Genomic DNA, 17,201 nt, shown 5'->3' on the forward strand with positions numbered 1-17,201 from the left:
CAGGAGAAAACCATGTCCCGTGACGTCGTCGTAGTCAGTGCCGTGCGCACCGCCATTGGCACCTTTGGCGGTAGCCTGAAGGACGTTCCGCCCACCGAGCTGGGCGCGCTCGTGGTGCGCGCGTCGCTGGCTCGCGCGCAAGTGGACGGCAAGGACGTCGGCCATGTGGTGTTTGGCCACGTGGTGAACACCGAGCCCAAGGACATGTACCTCTCGCGCGTGGCGGCCATCCAGGGCGGCTGCGCCGAGGGCACGCCCGCGTTCAACGTGAACCGCCTGTGCGGCTCGGGCTTGCAGGCCATCGTGTCGGCCGCACAGACCATCCAGCTGGGCGATGCCGACGTGGCCATCGGCGGCGGCGCGGAGGTGATGAGCCGCGCACCCTACGCGAGCCTCGCCAGCCGCTGGGGCGCGCGCATGGGCGACTTCAAGATGATCGACATGATGATCGGCGCCCTGCACGACCCCTTCCACAACATCCACATGGGCGTGACGGCCGAGAACATCGCCGCCAAGTGGGGCATCACGCGCGAAGACCAGGACCGCCTGGCCGTGGAGAGCCACAACCGTGCCGAGCGTGCCACGGCAGCGGGCTACTTCAAGGACCAGATCGTCCCGGTCACCCTCAAGAGCAAGAAGGGCGAGGTGCAATACGCCACCGACGAGCACTTCCGCGCCGGCGCGACACTGGACGACATGGCCAAGCTCAAGCCCGTGTTTGCGAAGGACAACGGCACGGTGACGGCGGGCAATGCCTCGGGCATCAACGATGCGGCTGCCGCCGTGGTGCTGATGGATGCCAAGGCAGCGCAGGCCCGCGGCGCAAAGCCTTTGGCGCGCTTGGTGGCCTACGCCCATGCGGGCGTGGACCCGAAGTACATGGGCATCGGCCCTGTGCCCGCGACGCAGTTGGCGCTCAAGAAGGCAGGCCTCACGGTCAACGACCTGGACGTGATCGAGGCCAACGAGGCCTTTGCCGCGCAGGCCTGCGCCGTCACGCGCGACCTGGGCCTGGACCCGGCCAAGGTCAACCCCAACGGGTCGGGCATTTCGCTGGGCCATCCCATCGGCGCCACCGGTGCGCTGATCACCGTGAAGGCACTGCACGAACTGCAGCGCATCCAGGGCCGGTACGCGCTGGTGACCATGTGCATCGGCGGTGGACAAGGCATCGCGGCCATTTTCGAGCGCCTCTGACACGCCCCGCCATCGCCGATGGCGATGGCATGCGCGCGCTTCGGCACAGTGCGGCCCACGATGGCTGGGCCATCATCCAGGCGGGCGCGCGCCAGATGCGCCATGTTCTATACCAGGTTCTCCAGGAGACTTTTTCCCATGCTTCGTCGACACATCCTTTCTCTTGCCACCCTCGCCTGTGCATTGGGCGCTGTGCCCGCCCATGCCCAGACCAGTGCACCCGCTGCCGGCGCCTATCCCGCCAAGCCCATCCGTTTGATCGTGCCCTTCCCGCCCGGCGGCGGCACCGACATCCTGGCCCGCCTGGTCGCCGCCAAGCTGACGGAAGCCAACAAATGGACCGTGGTGGCCGACAACAAGCCGGGTGCTGGCGGCACCATCGGCATTACCGAGGCGGTGAAGGCCGCTCCCACAGGCTATGACATCGTCATGGGCCAAAAGGACAATCTGGTCATCGGCCCCTGGCTGTACAAGAACCTGCCGTGGGACCCCACCAAGGACCTGACGGCCGTGGCCCACGTGGCGTACACGCCCGTGGTCATCGCCACGAGTGTCAACTCCAAGTACAAATCTTTGGCCGACGTGGTGGCGGCCGCCAAGGCCGCGCCGGGCACCGTCACCTATGGCTCGCCCGGCAACGGCACCTCCATTCACTTGGCGGGCGACCTGTTCGAGAAAGCTGCCGGCATCAAGCTGAGCCACGTGCCCTACAAAGGCTCCAACCCGGCACTCATGGATGCGTTGGCGGGCAATGTGGAACTGCTGGTTTCGTCGCTGCCCTCGGCCATGGGTCAGATCAAGGCGGGCAAGCTGCGCCCGTTGGCGGTCACCTCGGCCAAGCGCAGTTCGTCGCTGCCCGACGTGCCCACGGTGGCCGAGTCCGGCTTCAAGGGCTTTGACGTGAGCACCTGGTACGGCGTGCTGGCGCCGGCAGGCACGCCGCCAGCCGTGGTGAACACGCTCAACGCGGAAGTCAACAAGCTGCTCGCCACCGCGGACATGAAGGCTGCCATCCAAGCGCAAGGCGCAGAGCCGCAGGCCATGTCGCCGGAACAGTTCTCGACCCTGCTCAAGAACGAATACGTGCAGTGGAAGGGTATCGTGGAAGCCTCGGGTGCACGGATTGAATAACCCGTGCTCGCAGCGCCCCGTTCCGTGACCGAGGCGCGAAAAGACAACGGCTCGCGTTGCGAGCCGTTTTCATGTGTGGCGACGTACGCCCCGGGTCAATCCCGCACGACCAGCACCGGCACGTGGGCCACGCCCAGCACGCGCTGTGTGACGCTGCCCAACACCAATTTTTCCAGCCCGCGGCGACCGTGCGATCCCATCACGATGAGGTCCGCGCCCGTGCTCTCGACGGCGCGCTGGATGCCGTCGTGGATCGCATGCCCCTCGCCTACCATGGTGTTGACGCTGGCGACGCCTGCCTGGGTGACAGCGGCCTTGGCGGCGTCCAGGGCCGTGTTCGCCTCGGCCGTCGCGGCACTGAGGTATTGCGCCTGGCCGTAGGCGAAATCGGCGCCCACCCCCGTGAAGGGATAAGGGTCGATCACGTACAGCGCCGTCACGGCGCTGCCGAAGGTCTTGGCCAGCGCTGCCGCCTTGGCCACGGCCTTCATGGACGTCTCCGAGCCATCGACGGGAATCAGAATGTGCTTGAACATGGAACCTCCTTTTGGTTAGGGTGGCAGGCCTGGAAGGCCCGCAACAACAACGAGTGTGATGCGTACGCGGCCTCCAAGGCTTGATTCGCATCAATTATTGGGACGCATCCCCTTGAAAGCCACCGCCCCGGCAGGTAACCACCAGGGTATCGCGCCAGCCGCCATCTTCGGTGGGCTGGATGGGTGTGGTTTCATGGATCATGCGCGCATCGTCCAGCAGCATGACGGACCAGGGCTCGCTCAAGGTAAACCGCTGTCCATTCGGGCCCGTGGCTTCGAAGATGCGGGTCTCTCCACCCTTGATGCCCTGCCGGCTTACCAGGAACACCGCCACCAGGTCCACGCCGTCGCGGTGCGCGCCTTCGGGTGTCGGACGGCCGATGCCGCCCTCGGTGTCAATGCGGAACTGATGTGCTTCGATGTAGCAGGGTTGAGACGGCTGCCCGCACATCGCTTGCGAGAGGCCCGCAGCCGCCTGCATGAGTTGCCGCCACACCGGTCGAGCCACCGTTTCGTCACGCATGGGCGCAAACCAGCGCTGCAGCCCTCCGTGCAGCGCGTTGTACTCCACCGGCTGCCAGTGCGCGCGGTGCGGTGCTTGTTTCACGGCGGGGCCCTCGACAATGAAGCAGGAGTGGCGCCGCCTGCGGTACCGTCCTCCGTCCTTGAGGTAGTCATCCGGGGGCAGATCCGACCAGTCGGCCGCCAGGGCCTGCAAATCGTTCAAGGCACATCCCACCCATGTCGCTGTGTCCCGGGGTTGCAGCACCGCATAACCCCGGTCACGCAACTGCGCGACGACCTGTGAGGGCGGTGTATAGGGAGGGGAGAACGTCACATGTGCCATAGGCACACAAGCTTAAGGCAACACCGCCGAGCACACGCAGTGTTGGCTCGAAAACTTCGGGAGGGAAATGCCTCCCTCGAAAAGCCTGGACCCTCATCGTGCTGCGGCCATCAGATGCCAGGCTTCACGCCTGCCTCAGCGATCACCGCGCCCGTGGCCTCGGCCGTTGCCGTTGCCTTTTCCATTCCCACGGCCGCGATGGTCATCATCCCGGTCGCGGCCGTTCCAGTGGCCGCGGCCATCGTCAAACGAACGGCCATCGAACCGGTCGCGGTCATCGCGGAATTTGCCGGGCCGGCGCGGGGGCTCCTTCACGAAATACACGGGTTGACCGCAAGCAGAGTAGCGCGCGCAGTGCTTGGACCAGTTCTTGGCATGGCCCGGCGGCACATACATATAGATGGGCGAACGGGGAACATACACCGCGGGAGGTGCGATCACCACCGGCTGCGGGTACAGCAGCGCAGGCGCGCTGTTGCCGATATCCACGCGGCCGTAGACGCCGGGAGCGATTTGCCCGCCCACCGTGGCGTTGATGTAGGTCTGGGCTGCCACGCCACCGGCGGAGGCTGCCACGGCCAAGGCCATAGCCAAACCGCGGGCCAGTTGGAGGGTTGAGGAGAGGGCGTGAGGCTCGCGGTTTTTCATGGTGATTGCTGATGCCGAAAACAAACTGGTGGAATGCACGGCCATTTGTAACTGCACAAATGGGAAAAAGGCGCAGATACTCTCTGAAAAATGTAAGCAATAGCGTATTCGCCACGGTAATGCGCCTGGTGCCCATCGGTGGAACTACGCTGCACAGGTTTTCTTATCAGCGACAATGATCCATTGAGACCGGCAATGCGCTCCTTTGGAACCATTGCAGAGAAACAAAGCTGCGCCACTGTGTGCGCAGTAAGTGGACAAGATGAACATCGTAATACTCGACGATTACCAGGACGCCGTGCGCAAGCTGCATTGCGCGGCACGGTTGGACCCCTACTCCGCAAAGGTCTACACGAACACCGTCAAGGGGCTGGGGCAGCTATCGGTGCGCTTGCGGGACGCAGATGTCATCGTGCTGATCCGCGACCGCACGCAGATCACGCGCCAACTGGTGGACAAGCTGCCGCGCCTGAAGTTGATTGCCCAGACCGGCCGCGTGGGCGCGCACATTGACCTTGCCGCCTGCACCGAGCGGGGAATCGCCGTCGCTGAAGGCGTGAGTTCCCCCGTTGCGCCAGCGGAACTCACATGGGCTCTCATCATGGCCGCCATGCGCCGCCTTCCCCAGTACATCGCCAATCTCAAGCATGGCGCATGGCAACAGTCGGGCCTGCGCGCCGCATCCATGCCGCCTAACTTCGGGGTGGGCAATGTCCTGCGTGGCAAGACGCTGGGCATCTGGGGCTACGGCAGGATCGGGCAGATCGTGGCAGGTTATGGGCGCGCTTTTGGGATGAACGTGCGCGTGTGGGGGCGGGAAGCCTCACGGGTCCAGGCACTGAGCGACGGCCTGCAGGTAGCGGCCACACGGGCAGAGTTTTTCTCCCAATGCGATGTGGTTTCACTGCATGTGCGTTTGACCGAGGAAACGCAGGGCATGATCACGCTAGAGGACCTGTCGTGCATGCGGCCGACGTCCCTTCTCGTCAATACGTCACGTGCCGAGCTCATTGAGCCTGACGCCCTGATCGCCGCATTGAACAGAGGCCGCCCGGGCATGGCTGCTGTGGATGTATTTGAAAGCGAGCCCATTTTGCAAGGCCACGCGCTGTTGCGGCTTGAGAACTGTATTTGTACACCGCACATCGGCTACGTCGAACAAGACAGTTACGAGCTCTATTTCGGAGCCGCCTTTGACAATGTGGTGAACTACATCAAAGGCACGCCCTCGAATATCGTCAACCCCGGCGCGCTACAGGTCCGACGCTGAACGGTTGCTGATATCAAGAGAAAGGGCTCCCCAAGGAGCCCTTTTTTACGAGATCCGCACTCAAGGCGAGGCGGAACAGGTCGATCAGTTCAACGGCGTCTTCTTGCCTTCCTTGTAGGTGTACAGCGTAATGGCCGGGTTCTTCATTTCGCCATTGGGTTCAAACGCAATGTTCGCGGTCACGCCCTTGTAGTTGGACTTGAGCAGCTCGGGGATATACACCTTCGGGTCCCAGGAGCCGGCGCGCTTCATAGCGTCCACCAGCAGCATGGTCGCGTCATACGTGTACGGGCTGTAGACCTGGAACTGGTTGGGGTACTTGGCGTCGTATTTGGCCTTCCAGGCCGTGCCGCCAGGCATCTTGGCCAGGGATGCGCCACCCTCTGCGCAAATCACGTTAGCCAGCGTCTTGGCGCCTGCCGCCAGCTTGGCAATTTCCGTGGTGCATACGCCATCCCCACCGAAATACTTCGTGTTGGCCAGGCCCAATTGCTCCATCTGGCGCAACATGGGACCCGCCTGAGGATCCATGCCGCCGAAGAAGATCGCATCGGGGTTCTTGGCCTTGATGGCCGTCAAAATAGCCATGAAGTCCGTCGCCTTGTCCGTGGTGAACTGTTCGTCCACAACCTTCATGCCTTTCTCGGCTGCCACGCGCTTAAACACGTTGGCAACGCCCTGGCCATAAGCGGTGCGGTCATCCACGATGGCCACGGTCTTCAGCTTCAGGGTTTCCGCCGCGTAAGCTGCCAGTCCAGCACCCAGAGCGTTGTCGTTCGCAATGATGCGGAAGGTGGTTTTGTAGCCGGGGCGCGTCAGGTTGGGGTTGGTTGCGGCGCCAGTGACGTGGGGGATCCCGCAGTCGTTGTAGACCTTGGAGGCAGGGATCGTGGTGCCCGAGTTCAGGTGCCCGACCACCCCCGCGACCTTCGCATCGCACAACTTCTGTGCGGCCGCCGTGCCTTGCTTGGGATCAGCGGCATCGTCCTCCGCCACCAATTCCAGCTTCACCTTCTTGCCACCGATCGTGACGCCCTGGGCGTTCAGCTCTTCAATGGCCATGCGAGCGCCGTTTTCGTTGTCCTTGCCGTAGTGCGCCTGGGCGCCGGAGACCGGTGCCACGTGGCCAATCTTCACCACCTCTTGAGCAGCGGCCACACCGGCAACCGCTGCGATCGCAGCAGCCACGGTCATTTTCAACTTCAGTTGCATATGGATCTCCAATTAAGAAAAGCGCTGGAAATATTGTTGTGAACCAACGCGGAGAAACATATCGCAATTTATGTTCCACATCACTAGGGAACACAAGGAGGTTCTGCGAAACGACACAGGGAAATACCCTGACGCAGCATCAATGGCCGCTGCGCTCGCCTGCCAGTTCCTCGGCCACGGCTTCGTAGACGGCCTGCCGCACTACCGATTCCACTTCCTCTCGCAGACGAGGCACCATGGACCGTGTCTGCTCCTGTACCACCACTGCGATCGCCTCGCGCAAACGTTGGTCGAGCACGACATCCACGCGCTGCATCACGCGATGCACCACGTACTCCTCAAACCCGTAGGGCAGCCCTGCAGGCAGCGGCGCAACCGGCGCGGGAACTGCGAGGGGCGGTGGTGAATGCGGAGCCGCTGGCAAAGGCACAGAGAGCGACGCAGCGGTGGTCGCAGGCCGTGTCACCGGAGGCGACGGACGCGCCGAGCTCCCTTCGGCTTCGGGCATCTGCACCACGTCGGTGAGCGTGGGCACGAATCTGGGAGGTTTCTTGGTGGGTGTTGTCATCCCGCGCTTTCCTTGAGTACCAGATCGTGGCGAACGATGTCATACCCCAGCGCGGCATAGCCGCGCCAGCGCTCCCGCGCGCGCTTCCGATCATCCTCATCCGCCTGGCTGACCACCTCCACGACCCGAGCGTACTGCGCAAATCCCTCGGGCAAGACATTTCCCAGGTTGACCAGCACGTCCCGATTCGGACTGGTACGAGGGTCTTGCACCAACACGGTGGAAGAGGCACGCAGAATTTCCTCGTCGGCGTCTCCCAGGCAATGGCCGACGAAATCCGAAGGCGCCAACGCCCAGAGCTGGCGATCCAGCCGCAGCAAGGTGTCTGCATCACCCGTGACCGTCACCCGCGCATCCTGCCGGGTGGCTTTTCGCACCAGGCGACAGACATACGCCAGTTTGTCGGGTGCATTGAAGTGGAATGCCACCTGTGTCATGCGGGCACCTTCAACGACATGGCCCTCAAGCCACCGACTTGCGACTGCGCGTCTTTTGCTTGGGTTTCACGGTACTCACCGTCGCCCGCTCCAGCAGATAGTGCACCAGCAGTCCCACAGGCCGGCCGGTGGCGCCCTTGGCGGCACCGCCCTTCCAAGCCGTCCCGGCAATGTCCAGGTGTGCCCACGGCGTGTCCCCGACGAAGCGCTGCAGGAACTTCGCGGCGGTGATCGAACCACCTGCCCGGCCTGCCACATTGGCCATGTCGGCAAAATTGCTCTTGAGCCCTTCTGCGTACTCATCATCCAAGGGCATACGCCAGCAGGGGTCAAGCGCGGCATCGCCTGCCGATAGGAGTTGTGCCGCCAACAGGTCATCGGAGGCAAACAGTCCGCTGCGCAAGCCACCAAGCGCCACCACACAAGCGCCTGTCAATGTGGCAATGTCCACCACGGCGGCTGGCTTGAAGCGTGCCGCGTAGGTCAGCGCGTCGCACAGGACCAAACGCCCTTCTGCGTCTGTGTTGAGGATTTCGATGGTCTGGCCGCTCATGCTCGTCACGACATCACCCGGCTTGACCGCTTTGCCATCGGGCATGTTTTCGCACGCGGGAATGAGCCCCACCACGTTGATCGCCGGCCGGAGTTCCGCCAGCGCCCGGAACACGCCCAGGACGCTCGCCGCCCCGCCCATGTCGAACTTCATCTCGTCCATCTCCGCCGCGGGCTTCAGCGAGATCCCCCCGGTGTCGAACGTGATGCCCTTGCCCACCAGCACCACGGGAGCCTGCGTGCGGGCCGCGCCGTTGTAGCGCAATTCCACCAGGCGAAGCGGCTGGTCGGACCCTTGAGCCACCGCCAGAAACGCCCCCATGCCCAGCTTGGCCACCTCGGTAGGGCCCAGCACCTGGCACTGGACGCCGGGGTATTTCGCAAGCGTCTTGGCGGCATTGGCCACCAGCGTGGGGGTCGCATGGTTGGCAGGGCGATTGGCCCACTCGCGCGCAAACTCTACACCGGCCGCCACGGCCGTGGCCGTGGCGAACTCCGGCTGCGCCGCACCCGCATCGGGCACGCCCAGGGTGACACGCAGCAAGGCACGCGGCTCAGCCTTGGTCTTGGTGGCCGTGTAGACATAGCTCCCATCGGCCACCGCACGCACCGCAGCGCCGATGGCGCCCCGCTGGGCCGAGGTTCCAAACACCAGTGCCACGCGCTTGACCGACGGCAACTTGAACGAGGGGGCTAAGGCTTGCATGGCCTGGCGCACCGCATGTGCATCGGCCGCACCGCACCCCAGCAGCACAACCCGACGCGCCGCAACACCGGCGGGGGCGTAGCACTGCAGGAGCTTGCCCGGTTTCACCTCCAGATCGCCTTGCTTGAGCGCATGCGCAACCATGGTCGACAGAACGTCGCTGCCCGGCAGGAAGCCTTCAGGCACCAACACCACCAGCAGGTCGCATTTGTGCGCAGCAGCGGCAGCCAGCGAAAGCGTCTTCAGTTCGAAGTTCATAATCAGCGTTTTCCTTCGAGCCAATGTTATTCGATTCATCCATTCGCAAGGAGCTGGCCCGCACCTTCGGCGCGACCCTGGTGGTTCTGGTCACCGTCGTGATGACCATGATGCTGATCCGTACGCTAGGCCAGGCATCCCGGGGCAGCGTGAACCCTTCCGACGTGATGCTGGTCATGGGTTTCACGGTGCTGGGACAACTGCCCACCATCCTCAGCCTGAGCCTGTTCGTCACCGTGGTGGGGGCGCTGTCGCGCATGTACCGCGACAGCGAGATGGTCATCTGGTTTTCGGCAGGGCGCGGACTGATGAGCCTGCTGGCACCGCTGTTCCGGTTTTCCTGGCCCGTCATGCTGACCATCGCCGCGCTGTCGCTCGTGGTCTGGCCCTGGGCCAACCGGCAGATCCAGGAGCTCAAGACGCAATACGAGCAGCGCAGCGACGTGGACCGTATCGCGCCCGGGGAATTCCAGGAATCCTCCAATGGGTCACGCGTGTTCTTCATTGACAAGGACGCACCGGATGCCAACTCGGCCAGCAACGTTTTCATTGCCACCAACGAACCCAACCGCGAGACGGTCACCTCCGCGCAAAGCGCGCGCCTGGAGATCCGCAATGGCGAACGCATGGCGCTGTTGAGCAACGGGCAGCGGCTGGAGACGCTGCGGGACAAGCCGGGCCTGCGCGTCAGTGAATTTGCCGAGTACGGCACGCTTGTGGGTGGCGGATCGCAGAACGACCCCGAGGCGGCCTCCATCAAGACCCGCGACACCTGGGAGCTGGTCAGCGACCCGCAGCCGCGCCACCAGGCGGAGCTGGGCTGGCGCATCGGCATGGCGCTGGCCGCACTGAATTTCGTCGTCCTGGGCCTGGCGGTGGCCGTCGTCAACCCGCGCGCGGGGCGCAGCACCAGCCTGGTGTTCGCACTGTTCGCCTTTGTCGTGTACTACAACCTCATGACCGTTGGACAGACATGGATCGGCGTGGGCCGGCTGGGCTTGCTACCGTTCATGCTGATGCTGCACGGCGGTACCCTGGCCCTGGGCCTGCTGCTGCTGGCCGCGCGCCACAACCACTGGTCGCTGCGCAGCCTGCTGGGCAGGAGGACGGCATGAAAACCATCCGCCGCTTCATCTACCGCGAAGTCGTCGTGGGTGTGGCCTTCGTCACCCTCGCCTTCCTCGCGCTGTTCTTCTTCTTCGACATGGTGGACGAACTGCGCTGGGTGGGCCGCGCGGGCGCCAATGGCTACCAGCTCTCGCACGCGCTGCTGTTCGTGGCGCTGAGCCTGCCGCAGCACCTCTACGAACTACTGCCCATCACCGTGCTGATCGGCACCATCTTCGTGATGGCACGGCTGGCGCAGAGTTCGGAGTTCACCATCATGCGCACCAGTGGGCTGGGACCCTGGCGGGCGCTGAGCACGCTGCTGATGCTCGGCTGCGCGTTCGTCATGGTCACAGTCATCGTCGGGGACTACATTGCCCCGGCGAGCGAAAAAGCGGCCTCCCTCGTGAAAGCCCGCCGGCTGGGCCAGATCAGCACTGGCGCCACGGGCGCATGGCTGAAGGAGCGCCAGGGCGACCATTCGATCGCAGTGAATGTGCGTGCCGTGGACCCCAATGGCGCCATGCGCGGCGTGCGGGTGTTCGAGTTCGATGCGCGCGGACGCGTCGCCGCCACCATCCAGGCGGAACAGGCCACCTTCGACGACGCCCGCGATGCGTGGAATCTGCAGCAGGTCCAGCGCACCCTTTTCGAGGCCGAGGCCGATGGCGGCATGCGCGTGTCGCGCCTGCAAGAGCCCACGTTGCGTTGGCCCACGCGCATCAGCCCCGACATGGTGGCCGCGTCGCTGCTCAAGCCGGACAAGATGGCGACGATCGAACTGTTCCGCTTCGTACGCCACCTAGAGGCGAACGGCCAGTCGGCACAGCGCTACGAGATCGAGTTCTGGCGCAAGGTCTTCTACCCCTTGAGCTGCCTGGTGATGGTAGTGCTCTCCCTGCCCTTCGCCTACCTGCATTTCCGCTCGGGGGGCATTGCGGGCTATGTGTTCGGCGGGGTGATGGCGGGCATCAGCTTCTTCCTGCTGAACAATGTGTTCGGCTTCGCGGGCAATCTGCAGAACTGGTCGCCCTGGCTGACCGCGGCCGCGCCGGGCCTGATCTATTCCGTGCTTTCTCTGGCAGCGTTTGGATGGCTGGTATTGAGGCGCTAGACCCACTGCAGTAGACCCATGACGAACCCTAGTACCAACGGCATCGTGCTGTTCGCACACGGCTCCCGCGACCCCCTGTGGCGCCTGCCCATGGAGGCGGTGCTCGCGCGCATGCGCGCCGAGCAACCCGCGCTGGAAGTGCGCTGCGCCTACCTGGAGCTGTGCGCGCCCGACCTGCCTTCAACGGTTGCCGCAATGGCGGCGCAGGGCATCACCCAGGTGGGCATCGTGCCCATGTTTCTCGGCACCGGGCGGCATGCGCGCGAAGATCTCCCCCGCATGGTCGAGGAGTTGTCCCAGGCGTTTCCACAGATGCGCCTGCACCTCAGCCCTCCCATCGGCGAGGACGAACGCATGACGGCCCTGATGGCGCGCATTGCCGCCGAAGCATTGGTGCCGTAACGATATCTGCGCCTTTCGCGCCCGCCGTTTAGATTGATGCAGCATAATGATGCGACTTCTTAGCCGCATTTCAATATGAATCTGCACCAGTTTCGCTTCGTTCAAGAGGCGGCGCGCCGCAACCTCAACCTCACCGAGGCCGCCAAGGCACTGCACACCTCGCAGCCGGGGGTATCCAAGGCGATCATCGAGCTGGAGGACGAGTTGGGCGTGGACATCTTCGCGCGCCACGGCAAGCGGCTCAAGCGCGTGACCGAGCCCGGTCAGCACGTGCTCAAGAGCATCGAACTCATCATGCGCGAGGTGGGCAACCTCAAACGCATCGGCGAGCAGTACAGCGCCCAGGACAGCGGCACCCTCGCCATTGCCACCACCCACACCCAGGCGCGTTATGTGCTGCCCGTACCGGTGGCCAAGCTGCGCGAGGCGTATCCCAAGGTCAACATCAGCCTGCACCAGGCCACGCCGCACGAGGTGGCGCGCATGGTGATCGACGAAGTGGCCGAGATCGGCATGGCCACGGAGTCGCTGGCGGAGTATCCCGACCTCGTCACCTTGCCCTGCTACGAGTGGCAGCACGTCCTGGTGCTGCCACCCAGCCATCCGCTGGCGCAAAAGGAGCGCGTGGGGCTGGAGGACATCGCGCACGAGTCGCTCATCACCTACCACCCCTCATTCACCGGGCGCGGCAAGATCGACCAGGCCTTCGCCACCCGCAAGCTGCAGCCGCGCATCGTGCTGGAGGCCATCGACTCCGACGTGATCAAGACCTATGTGCGCCTGGGGCTGGGCATCGGCATCGTGGCGGAGATGGCCATGCGCGACGACCCGTTGGGCGACCTCGTCGTGCGCCCCGTCGGCCATCTGTTCGGTCAGAGCGTGGCGCGCGTGGCTTTCAAGCGCGGCGCCTACCTGCGCAACTTCGTCTACAAGTTCGCCGAGCTGCTGAGCGACCGCCTGAGCCGCGACCTGATCGCCCGCGCCATGACCGGGCACGTCAACGACTATGAGCTGTGATGCGCCCTGAGCCGCTTTAAGGCTTCCCGCATGGGGACGACGCCAGCGGCCTGGGCAAGCCCGCCCCAAGACCCGTGTTCGCAAAGCATGCGGCCGTCGGAACGCCACGCGTTGCGCCAGTTTTGAATGAGTGACACCCAATGACCACGCCCCACTTTCCCAGCCGCCTGCCCAACGTGGGCACCACCATCTTCACCGTGATGTCCGCGCTGGCGGCCGAACACCAGGCCGTGAACCTCGGCCAGGGCTTTCCTGACTTCCACTGCGACCCGCAGCTGATCGACGCCGTCACGCGCGCCATGCAGGCCGGCCACAACCAGTACCCTCCCATGGCCGGCGTGCCCGCGCTGCGGCAGGCCGTTGCTTCAAAAATTGAAGCACTTCACGCTCGCCAGTATTGCCCCAACGCCGAAATCACCATCACGGCCGGGGCGACCCAAGCCATTCTCACCGCCATCCTCGCCTGCGTGCAGCCAGGCGACGAGGTGATCGTGCTGGAGCCCTGCTACGACAGTTACGTGCCCAACATCGCACTGGCCGGCGGCGTCGTGGTCCGGGTGCCGCTCACGCCGGGCAGCTTCCGCCCTGACTTTGCCAAGATCGCGGCGGCCATCACGCCGCGCACGCGTCTGTTGATCATCAACACGCCGCACAACCCCAGCGCCACCGTGTGGACGGCCGACGACATGCGCACGCTGGAGGAACTGCTGGCCCCCACGGACGTGCTCCTGATCAGCGACGAGGTGTACGAGCACATGGTCTTCGACGGCGCCGAGCACCAGAGCGCCGCGCGCTTCGCGGGCCTCGCGGAACGCGCCTTCATCGTCTCCAGCTTCGGCAAAACCTTCCACGTCACGGGTTGGAAGGTGGGCACGGTGGCTGCCCCCGCCGCCATGACGGCGGAGTTCCGCAAGGTGCACCAGTTCAATGTGTTCACCGTGAACACACCCATGCAGTACGGCCTCGCGGACTATTTGCAGAACCCCGCGCCTTACCTGCAGCTGCCGGCCTTCTACCAGGCCAAGCGCGACCTGTTCCGCCAGGGGCTGGAGGGCTCGCGACTCAAGCTGCTGCCCAGCACCGGCAGCTACTTCCAGTGCGTGGACATCTCGGCCGTGAGCGACCTGAACGAAGCGGACTTCTGCCAGTGGCTCACGCGCGAGATCGGCGTGGCCGCCATTCCCCTGTCGGCCTTCTATGGCGACGGCTTCGACCAGCGCGTGGTGCGCTTTTGCTTCGCCAAGAAGGACGAAACGCTGCGTGCGGCCATCGAACGCCTGCGCACGCTTTAAGCCAAAACAGGCTCCCGCGCTTATCCAGCAAGCGCTAGCAGCTCATCATTTAGTAGCACCCAGGAGCATTGCCTCCTGGCGCACGCAATCGACGGCGAGCGACGTGGCGCATGGCGCGGGCCTGCACCTGTGACACCCCGTGTGGCACACAGGTGCCGCGGAAAGTCGCGCCACTGCGCCGCGCAGCCGAGCAAGCCAGGGAGCAGTACGGCGGATGCCACCATTGCCCGCCCACCACCGCCGGAAGACCACCGGCGCACGAGTAGGGTCCGCGTTCACCTCGACTTTTCTGTCTCCGACCGTCACGTGCGACAGACGTGGCGCACCCTGGCTCGCGACGTTGGTATGTTTTTGATAGCTGCTAGCGCCCGTCCCACAAGCGCCAGAGGCCAATTTGACCTCAACTCACAACAGCACGATGTCGTACTGCGCCTGGCCCATGGCGCTTTCGGCCTGCAGGGAGATCGGCTTGCCAATGAAGTCCGACAGGCCCGCCAGGTGCTGGCTCTCCTCGTCCAGGAACAGCTCCACCACGCGCGGGGACGCCACCACGCGGAACTCGCGCGGATTGAACTGGCGCGCCTCGCGCAGCACCTCGCGCAGGATGTCGTAACACACACTGCGCGCGGTCTTCACCTGGCCCGCGCCCTGGCACGTGGGGCACGGCTCGCACAGCATGTGCGCTAGCGATTCGCGCGTGCGCTTGCGCGTCATCTCCACCAGGCCCAGCTGTGAAAAACCGCCCACCATGGTCTTGACCCGGTCGCGCGCGAGCTGCTTGCGGAACTCCGCCAACACCGCGGCCTGGTGGTCCTCGCGCAGCATGTCGATGAAGTCGGCAATGACGATGCCGCCCAGGTTGCGCAGGCGCAGTTGCCGCGCGATGGCGCCCGCGGCCTCCAGGTTGGTCTTGAAGATGGTGTCGTCGAAGTTGCGCGCGCCCACGTAGCCGCCGGTGTTCACGTCGATGGTGGTCAGCGCCTCGGTCTGGTCCACGATGAGGTAGCCGCCCGACTTGAGCTGCACGCGCCGGCCCAGCGCCAGGGCGATCTCCTCGTCGATGGAATACAGATCGAAGATGGGGCGCTCGCCCTTGTACAGCTGCAGCTTGGCGGCGGCCGCAGGCATGAATTCATTGCCGAACGCCTTCAGTGCCACGAACTGCTCGCGCGAATCGATGCGGATGCTCTGCGTTTGCTCGCCCGCCAGGTCGCGCAGCACACGCTGCAGCAGGCTCAGGTCCTGGTACAGCAGTGAGGTGGGCGGATGCGTCAGCGCTGCCTGCCGGATGCCTGCCCAGGTCTTGCGCAGGTAGGCGATGTCTTCGGCCAGCTCTTCGTCGCTGGCGTCCTCACCATTGGTGCGCAAAATGAAGCCGCCACCGTTGCCCGATACCTGGTCATCCACCAGCTTTTGCAACCGCGTGCGCAAGGCGTCGCGCTCGGCCTGGGGAATCTTCTGCGACACGCCCACATGGTCGTCCTGCGGCAGGAAGACCAGCAGCCGCCCGGCGATGCTGATCTGCGTGGACAGGCGTGCGCCCTTGCTGCCGATGGGGTCCTTGATGACCTGCACCATGAGCGCCTGGCCCTCGAAGACCTGCTTCTCGATGGGCACGGGCGGTTCGTTCTTGCGCGCGAACATCGGCGCCTCGCCGCCTTCCTGGCGGTGCCACACGTCCGCCACATGCAGAAAGGCCGCACGTTCCAGCCCGATGTCGATGAAGGCCGATTGCATGCCCGGCAGCACGCGCGAGACCTTGCCCAGGTACACGTTGCCGACCAGGCCCCGCTCCAGCGTGCGCTCCACGTGCAGTTCCTGCACGGCGCCGTTTTCGACCACGGCCACGCGCGTTTCCTGCGGCGACCAGTTGATGAGGATGTCTTGTTGCATGGGCTTTTGCCAGATGAGGCGCCCATGATGCCTCAGAACCAGCGCTGCCCGCCGCCCTACCGGCGGCCGGCGCCCGTCACACCATCGTCGCCAGCATGCCCTGCATGAGTTGCGGCTGCAGCGCCACCACGTCGCCCACGATGATGAGCGCAGGGGGACGCACGCGGTGCTGCTGCGCCAGCGCGGGCAGGTCCTGCAGCGTGCCGGTGATGCAGCGCTGCCCGGGCAGAGAGGCTTGCTCCACCAGCGCTGCGGGCGTGCTGTCCGGCAGGCCGTGGCGCACCAGTTCGCGGCAGATGATCGGCAGCGTGCCCATTCCCATGTAGATCACCACGGTCTGGCGCGGGCGCGCCAGCGCCTCCCAGTCCAGCGCCACTTCGTTGTCGCCGCGCAGGTGGCCGGTGGCAAACACCAGGGTCGCGGAGTGGTCACGGTGCGTGAGCGGGATGCCGGCGCAGGCGCCCGCACCCTGCGCGGCCGTGATGCCCGGCACCACGTCGAACGCGATACCGGCCTCGGCCAGCGCCTGCACCTCTTCGCCGCCACGGCCGAAGATGAAGCCATCGCCGCCCTTCAGGCGCACCAGGCTACGCCCGCTGCGCGCCAGGCGCACCATGAGGTCAATGATCGATTCCTGCGGCAGCGTGTGGTGCGAGGACTGCTTGCCCACGTAGATCAGGTCGGCATCCTCGGCCACGTAGCGCAGCACCTCCTTGCCGACCAGGTGGTCGTAGAGCACCAGGCGCGCGCCGCGCAGGGCCTTGACGGCGCGCAGCGTGAGCAACTCAGGGTCGCCCGGGCCTGCGCCCACCAGCGTCACGTGTCCAGGCTTCGGGGGCTGTCCGGACTCTCCTGCTGCGGGTGCCACGGTGAACCAGCGCGCATCTTCAATGAAGCTCATATGGGCCTCTCCTTTGCGGATCATGGGGTGGCTCCATTGTTCAAAGGCTGCACCGTTTGCGTCCTTGAACCAGTTCAAGGACAGCGGCAACACCCGCTGCGACGATGCTCCCA

The 17,201-nt window shown here is 64.8% G+C and carries 17 protein-coding genes; 8 read left to right on the top strand and 9 right to left on the bottom strand.

Features of this window, described 5'->3' with window-relative positions; all coding sequences use genetic code 11:
• Positions 1-12 precede the first annotated feature (12 nt).
• Entirely contained in the window at positions 13-1,197 is a 1,185-nt protein-coding gene (bktB, locus tag QY917_RS06025) for a beta-ketothiolase BktB (RefSeq protein WP_011805180.1), read from the top strand.
• A 138-nt stretch (positions 1,198-1,335) separates the two neighbouring features.
• Complete coding sequence (locus tag QY917_RS06030) at positions 1,336-2,328, top strand: tripartite tricarboxylate transporter substrate binding protein (protein WP_123675798.1); 993 nt, start codon at positions 1,336-1,338, stop codon at positions 2,326-2,328.
• 95 nt (positions 2,329-2,423) lie between these two features.
• On the opposite strand, the gene QY917_RS06035 is transcribed toward QY917_RS06030, so the two are convergent.
• From QY917_RS06035 to QY917_RS06045, 3 genes are all read right to left on the bottom strand, one after another.
• Positions 2,424-2,864 (bottom strand): universal stress protein, encoded by a 441-nt coding sequence (locus tag QY917_RS06035; protein WP_015913273.1) that lies wholly within the window; start codon positions 2,862-2,864, stop codon positions 2,424-2,426.
• 94 nt (positions 2,865-2,958) lie between these two features.
• Complete coding sequence (locus tag QY917_RS06040; protein WP_123675797.1) at positions 2,959-3,711, bottom strand: 2OG-Fe dioxygenase family protein; 753 nt, start codon at positions 3,709-3,711, stop codon at positions 2,959-2,961.
• Between the two features lie 135 nt (positions 3,712-3,846).
• Positions 3,847-4,359, bottom strand: coding sequence for a hypothetical protein (locus QY917_RS06045; protein ID WP_047350659.1), 513 nt, complete (start codon positions 4,357-4,359; stop codon positions 3,847-3,849).
• 262 nt (positions 4,360-4,621) lie between these two features.
• On the opposite strand from QY917_RS06045, the gene QY917_RS06050 reads away from it, so the two are divergent.
• Positions 4,622-5,629: a D-2-hydroxyacid dehydrogenase family protein gene (locus QY917_RS06050; RefSeq protein WP_015913270.1), complete on the top strand. Its 1,008-nt coding sequence runs from the start codon at positions 4,622-4,624 to the stop codon at positions 5,627-5,629.
• A gap of 84 nt (positions 5,630-5,713) precedes the next feature.
• Here QY917_RS06050 and QY917_RS06055 read toward each other — a convergent pair whose 3' ends face one another.
• The 4 genes from QY917_RS06055 to QY917_RS06070 form a co-directional block, all read right to left on the bottom strand.
• On the bottom strand, positions 5,714-6,841 hold the full coding sequence (locus tag QY917_RS06055; protein ID WP_015913269.1) for a branched-chain amino acid ABC transporter substrate-binding protein: 1,128 nt from the start codon (positions 6,839-6,841) through the stop codon (positions 5,714-5,716).
• Positions 6,842-6,980: 139 nt separating this feature from the next.
• The gene (locus tag QY917_RS06060; protein WP_047350654.1) at positions 6,981-7,409 is read right to left on the bottom strand and encodes a hypothetical protein; all 429 of its coding nucleotides are present in this window, start codon (positions 7,407-7,409) and stop codon (positions 6,981-6,983) included.
• A complete protein-coding gene (locus tag QY917_RS06065) occupies positions 7,406-7,846 on the bottom strand; it encodes a DNA polymerase III subunit chi (RefSeq protein WP_123675796.1) in 441 nt (146 codons plus the stop codon). The genes QY917_RS06060 and QY917_RS06065 overlap by 4 nt, the downstream gene beginning before the upstream one ends.
• A 25-nt stretch (positions 7,847-7,871) precedes the next feature.
• On the bottom strand, positions 7,872-9,362 hold the full coding sequence (locus tag QY917_RS06070) for a leucyl aminopeptidase (RefSeq protein WP_123675795.1): 1,491 nt from the start codon (positions 9,360-9,362) through the stop codon (positions 7,872-7,874).
• A gap of 23 nt (positions 9,363-9,385) precedes the next feature.
• On the opposite strand from QY917_RS06070, the gene lptF reads away from it, so the two are divergent.
• The 5 genes from lptF to QY917_RS06095 all read left to right on the top strand — a co-directional run bounded on the left by lptF (position 9,386) and on the right by QY917_RS06095 (position 14,294).
• Positions 9,386-10,477, top strand: a complete 1,092-nt coding sequence (lptF, locus tag QY917_RS06075; protein WP_015913266.1) for an LPS export ABC transporter permease LptF — start codon at positions 9,386-9,388, stop codon at positions 10,475-10,477.
• Entirely contained in the window at positions 10,474-11,583 is a 1,110-nt protein-coding gene (gene lptG, locus QY917_RS06080) for an LPS export ABC transporter permease LptG (protein ID WP_047350657.1), read from the top strand. The genes lptF and lptG overlap by 4 nt, the downstream gene beginning before the upstream one ends.
• A gap of 18 nt (positions 11,584-11,601) precedes the next feature.
• Positions 11,602-11,985 carry a sirohydrochlorin chelatase gene (locus QY917_RS06085; protein WP_088886831.1) on the top strand — a complete coding sequence of 128 codons (384 nt, stop codon included), beginning with the start codon at positions 11,602-11,604 and terminating at the stop codon, positions 11,983-11,985.
• Positions 11,986-12,060: 75 nt separating this feature from the next.
• Positions 12,061-13,002: a CysB family HTH-type transcriptional regulator gene (locus QY917_RS06090; RefSeq protein ID WP_047351197.1), complete on the top strand. Its 942-nt coding sequence runs from the start codon at positions 12,061-12,063 to the stop codon at positions 13,000-13,002.
• A gap of 140 nt (positions 13,003-13,142) precedes the next feature.
• A complete protein-coding gene (locus QY917_RS06095) occupies positions 13,143-14,294 on the top strand; it encodes a pyridoxal phosphate-dependent aminotransferase (RefSeq protein WP_015913262.1) in 1,152 nt (383 codons plus the stop codon).
• A gap of 405 nt (positions 14,295-14,699) precedes the next feature.
• Here the strand turns inward: QY917_RS06095 and rng are convergent, their stop codons facing one another.
• A complete protein-coding gene (gene rng / locus QY917_RS06100; protein ID WP_123675794.1) occupies positions 14,700-16,187 on the bottom strand; it encodes a ribonuclease G in 1,488 nt (495 codons plus the stop codon).
• A 76-nt stretch (positions 16,188-16,263) separates the two neighbouring features.
• On the bottom strand, positions 16,264-17,088 hold the full coding sequence (cobA, locus tag QY917_RS06105; RefSeq protein WP_041839006.1) for a uroporphyrinogen-III C-methyltransferase: 825 nt from the start codon (positions 17,086-17,088) through the stop codon (positions 16,264-16,266).
• Positions 17,089-17,201 lie beyond the last annotated feature (113 nt).

The sequence above is a fragment of the Diaphorobacter sp. C33 genome, assembly GCF_030503915.1.
Classification (GTDB): Bacteria; Pseudomonadota; Gammaproteobacteria; order Burkholderiales; family Burkholderiaceae_C; genus Diaphorobacter; species Diaphorobacter nitroreducens.

Coding starts and splice junctions, on each gene's coding strand:
- QY917_RS06045 (WP_047350659.1), bottom strand. CDS start 4,359: ATGAAAAACCGCGAGCCTCACGCCCTCTCCTCAACCCTCCAACTGGCC.
- QY917_RS06065 (WP_123675796.1), bottom strand. CDS start 7,846: ATGACACAGGTGGCATTCCACTTCAATGCACCCGACAAACTGGCGTAT.
- lptF (WP_015913266.1), top strand. CDS start 9,386: ATGTTATTCGATTCATCCATTCGCAAGGAGCTGGCCCGCACCTTCGGC.
- QY917_RS06055 (WP_015913269.1), bottom strand. CDS start 6,841: ATGCAACTGAAGTTGAAAATGACCGTGGCTGCTGCGATCGCAGCGGTT.
- QY917_RS06035 (WP_015913273.1), bottom strand. CDS start 2,864: ATGTTCAAGCACATTCTGATTCCCGTCGATGGCTCGGAGACGTCCATG.
- rng (WP_123675794.1), bottom strand. CDS start 16,187: ATGCAACAAGACATCCTCATCAACTGGTCGCCGCAGGAAACGCGCGTG.
- QY917_RS06070 (WP_123675795.1), bottom strand. CDS start 9,362: ATGAACTTCGAACTGAAGACGCTTTCGCTGGCTGCCGCTGCTGCGCAC.
- QY917_RS06085 (WP_088886831.1), top strand. CDS start 11,602: ATGACGAACCCTAGTACCAACGGCATCGTGCTGTTCGCACACGGCTCC.
- QY917_RS06060 (WP_047350654.1), bottom strand. CDS start 7,409: ATGACAACACCCACCAAGAAACCTCCCAGATTCGTGCCCACGCTCACC.
- bktB (WP_011805180.1), top strand. CDS start 13: ATGTCCCGTGACGTCGTCGTAGTCAGTGCCGTGCGCACCGCCATTGGC.
- lptG (WP_047350657.1), top strand. CDS start 10,474: ATGAAAACCATCCGCCGCTTCATCTACCGCGAAGTCGTCGTGGGTGTG.
- QY917_RS06050 (WP_015913270.1), top strand. CDS start 4,622: ATGAACATCGTAATACTCGACGATTACCAGGACGCCGTGCGCAAGCTG.
- QY917_RS06090 (WP_047351197.1), top strand. CDS start 12,061: ATGAATCTGCACCAGTTTCGCTTCGTTCAAGAGGCGGCGCGCCGCAAC.
- cobA (WP_041839006.1), bottom strand. CDS start 17,088: ATGAGCTTCATTGAAGATGCGCGCTGGTTCACCGTGGCACCCGCAGCA.
- QY917_RS06030 (WP_123675798.1), top strand. CDS start 1,336: ATGCTTCGTCGACACATCCTTTCTCTTGCCACCCTCGCCTGTGCATTG.
- QY917_RS06040 (WP_123675797.1), bottom strand. CDS start 3,711: ATGGCACATGTGACGTTCTCCCCTCCCTATACACCGCCCTCACAGGTC.
- QY917_RS06095 (WP_015913262.1), top strand. CDS start 13,143: ATGACCACGCCCCACTTTCCCAGCCGCCTGCCCAACGTGGGCACCACC.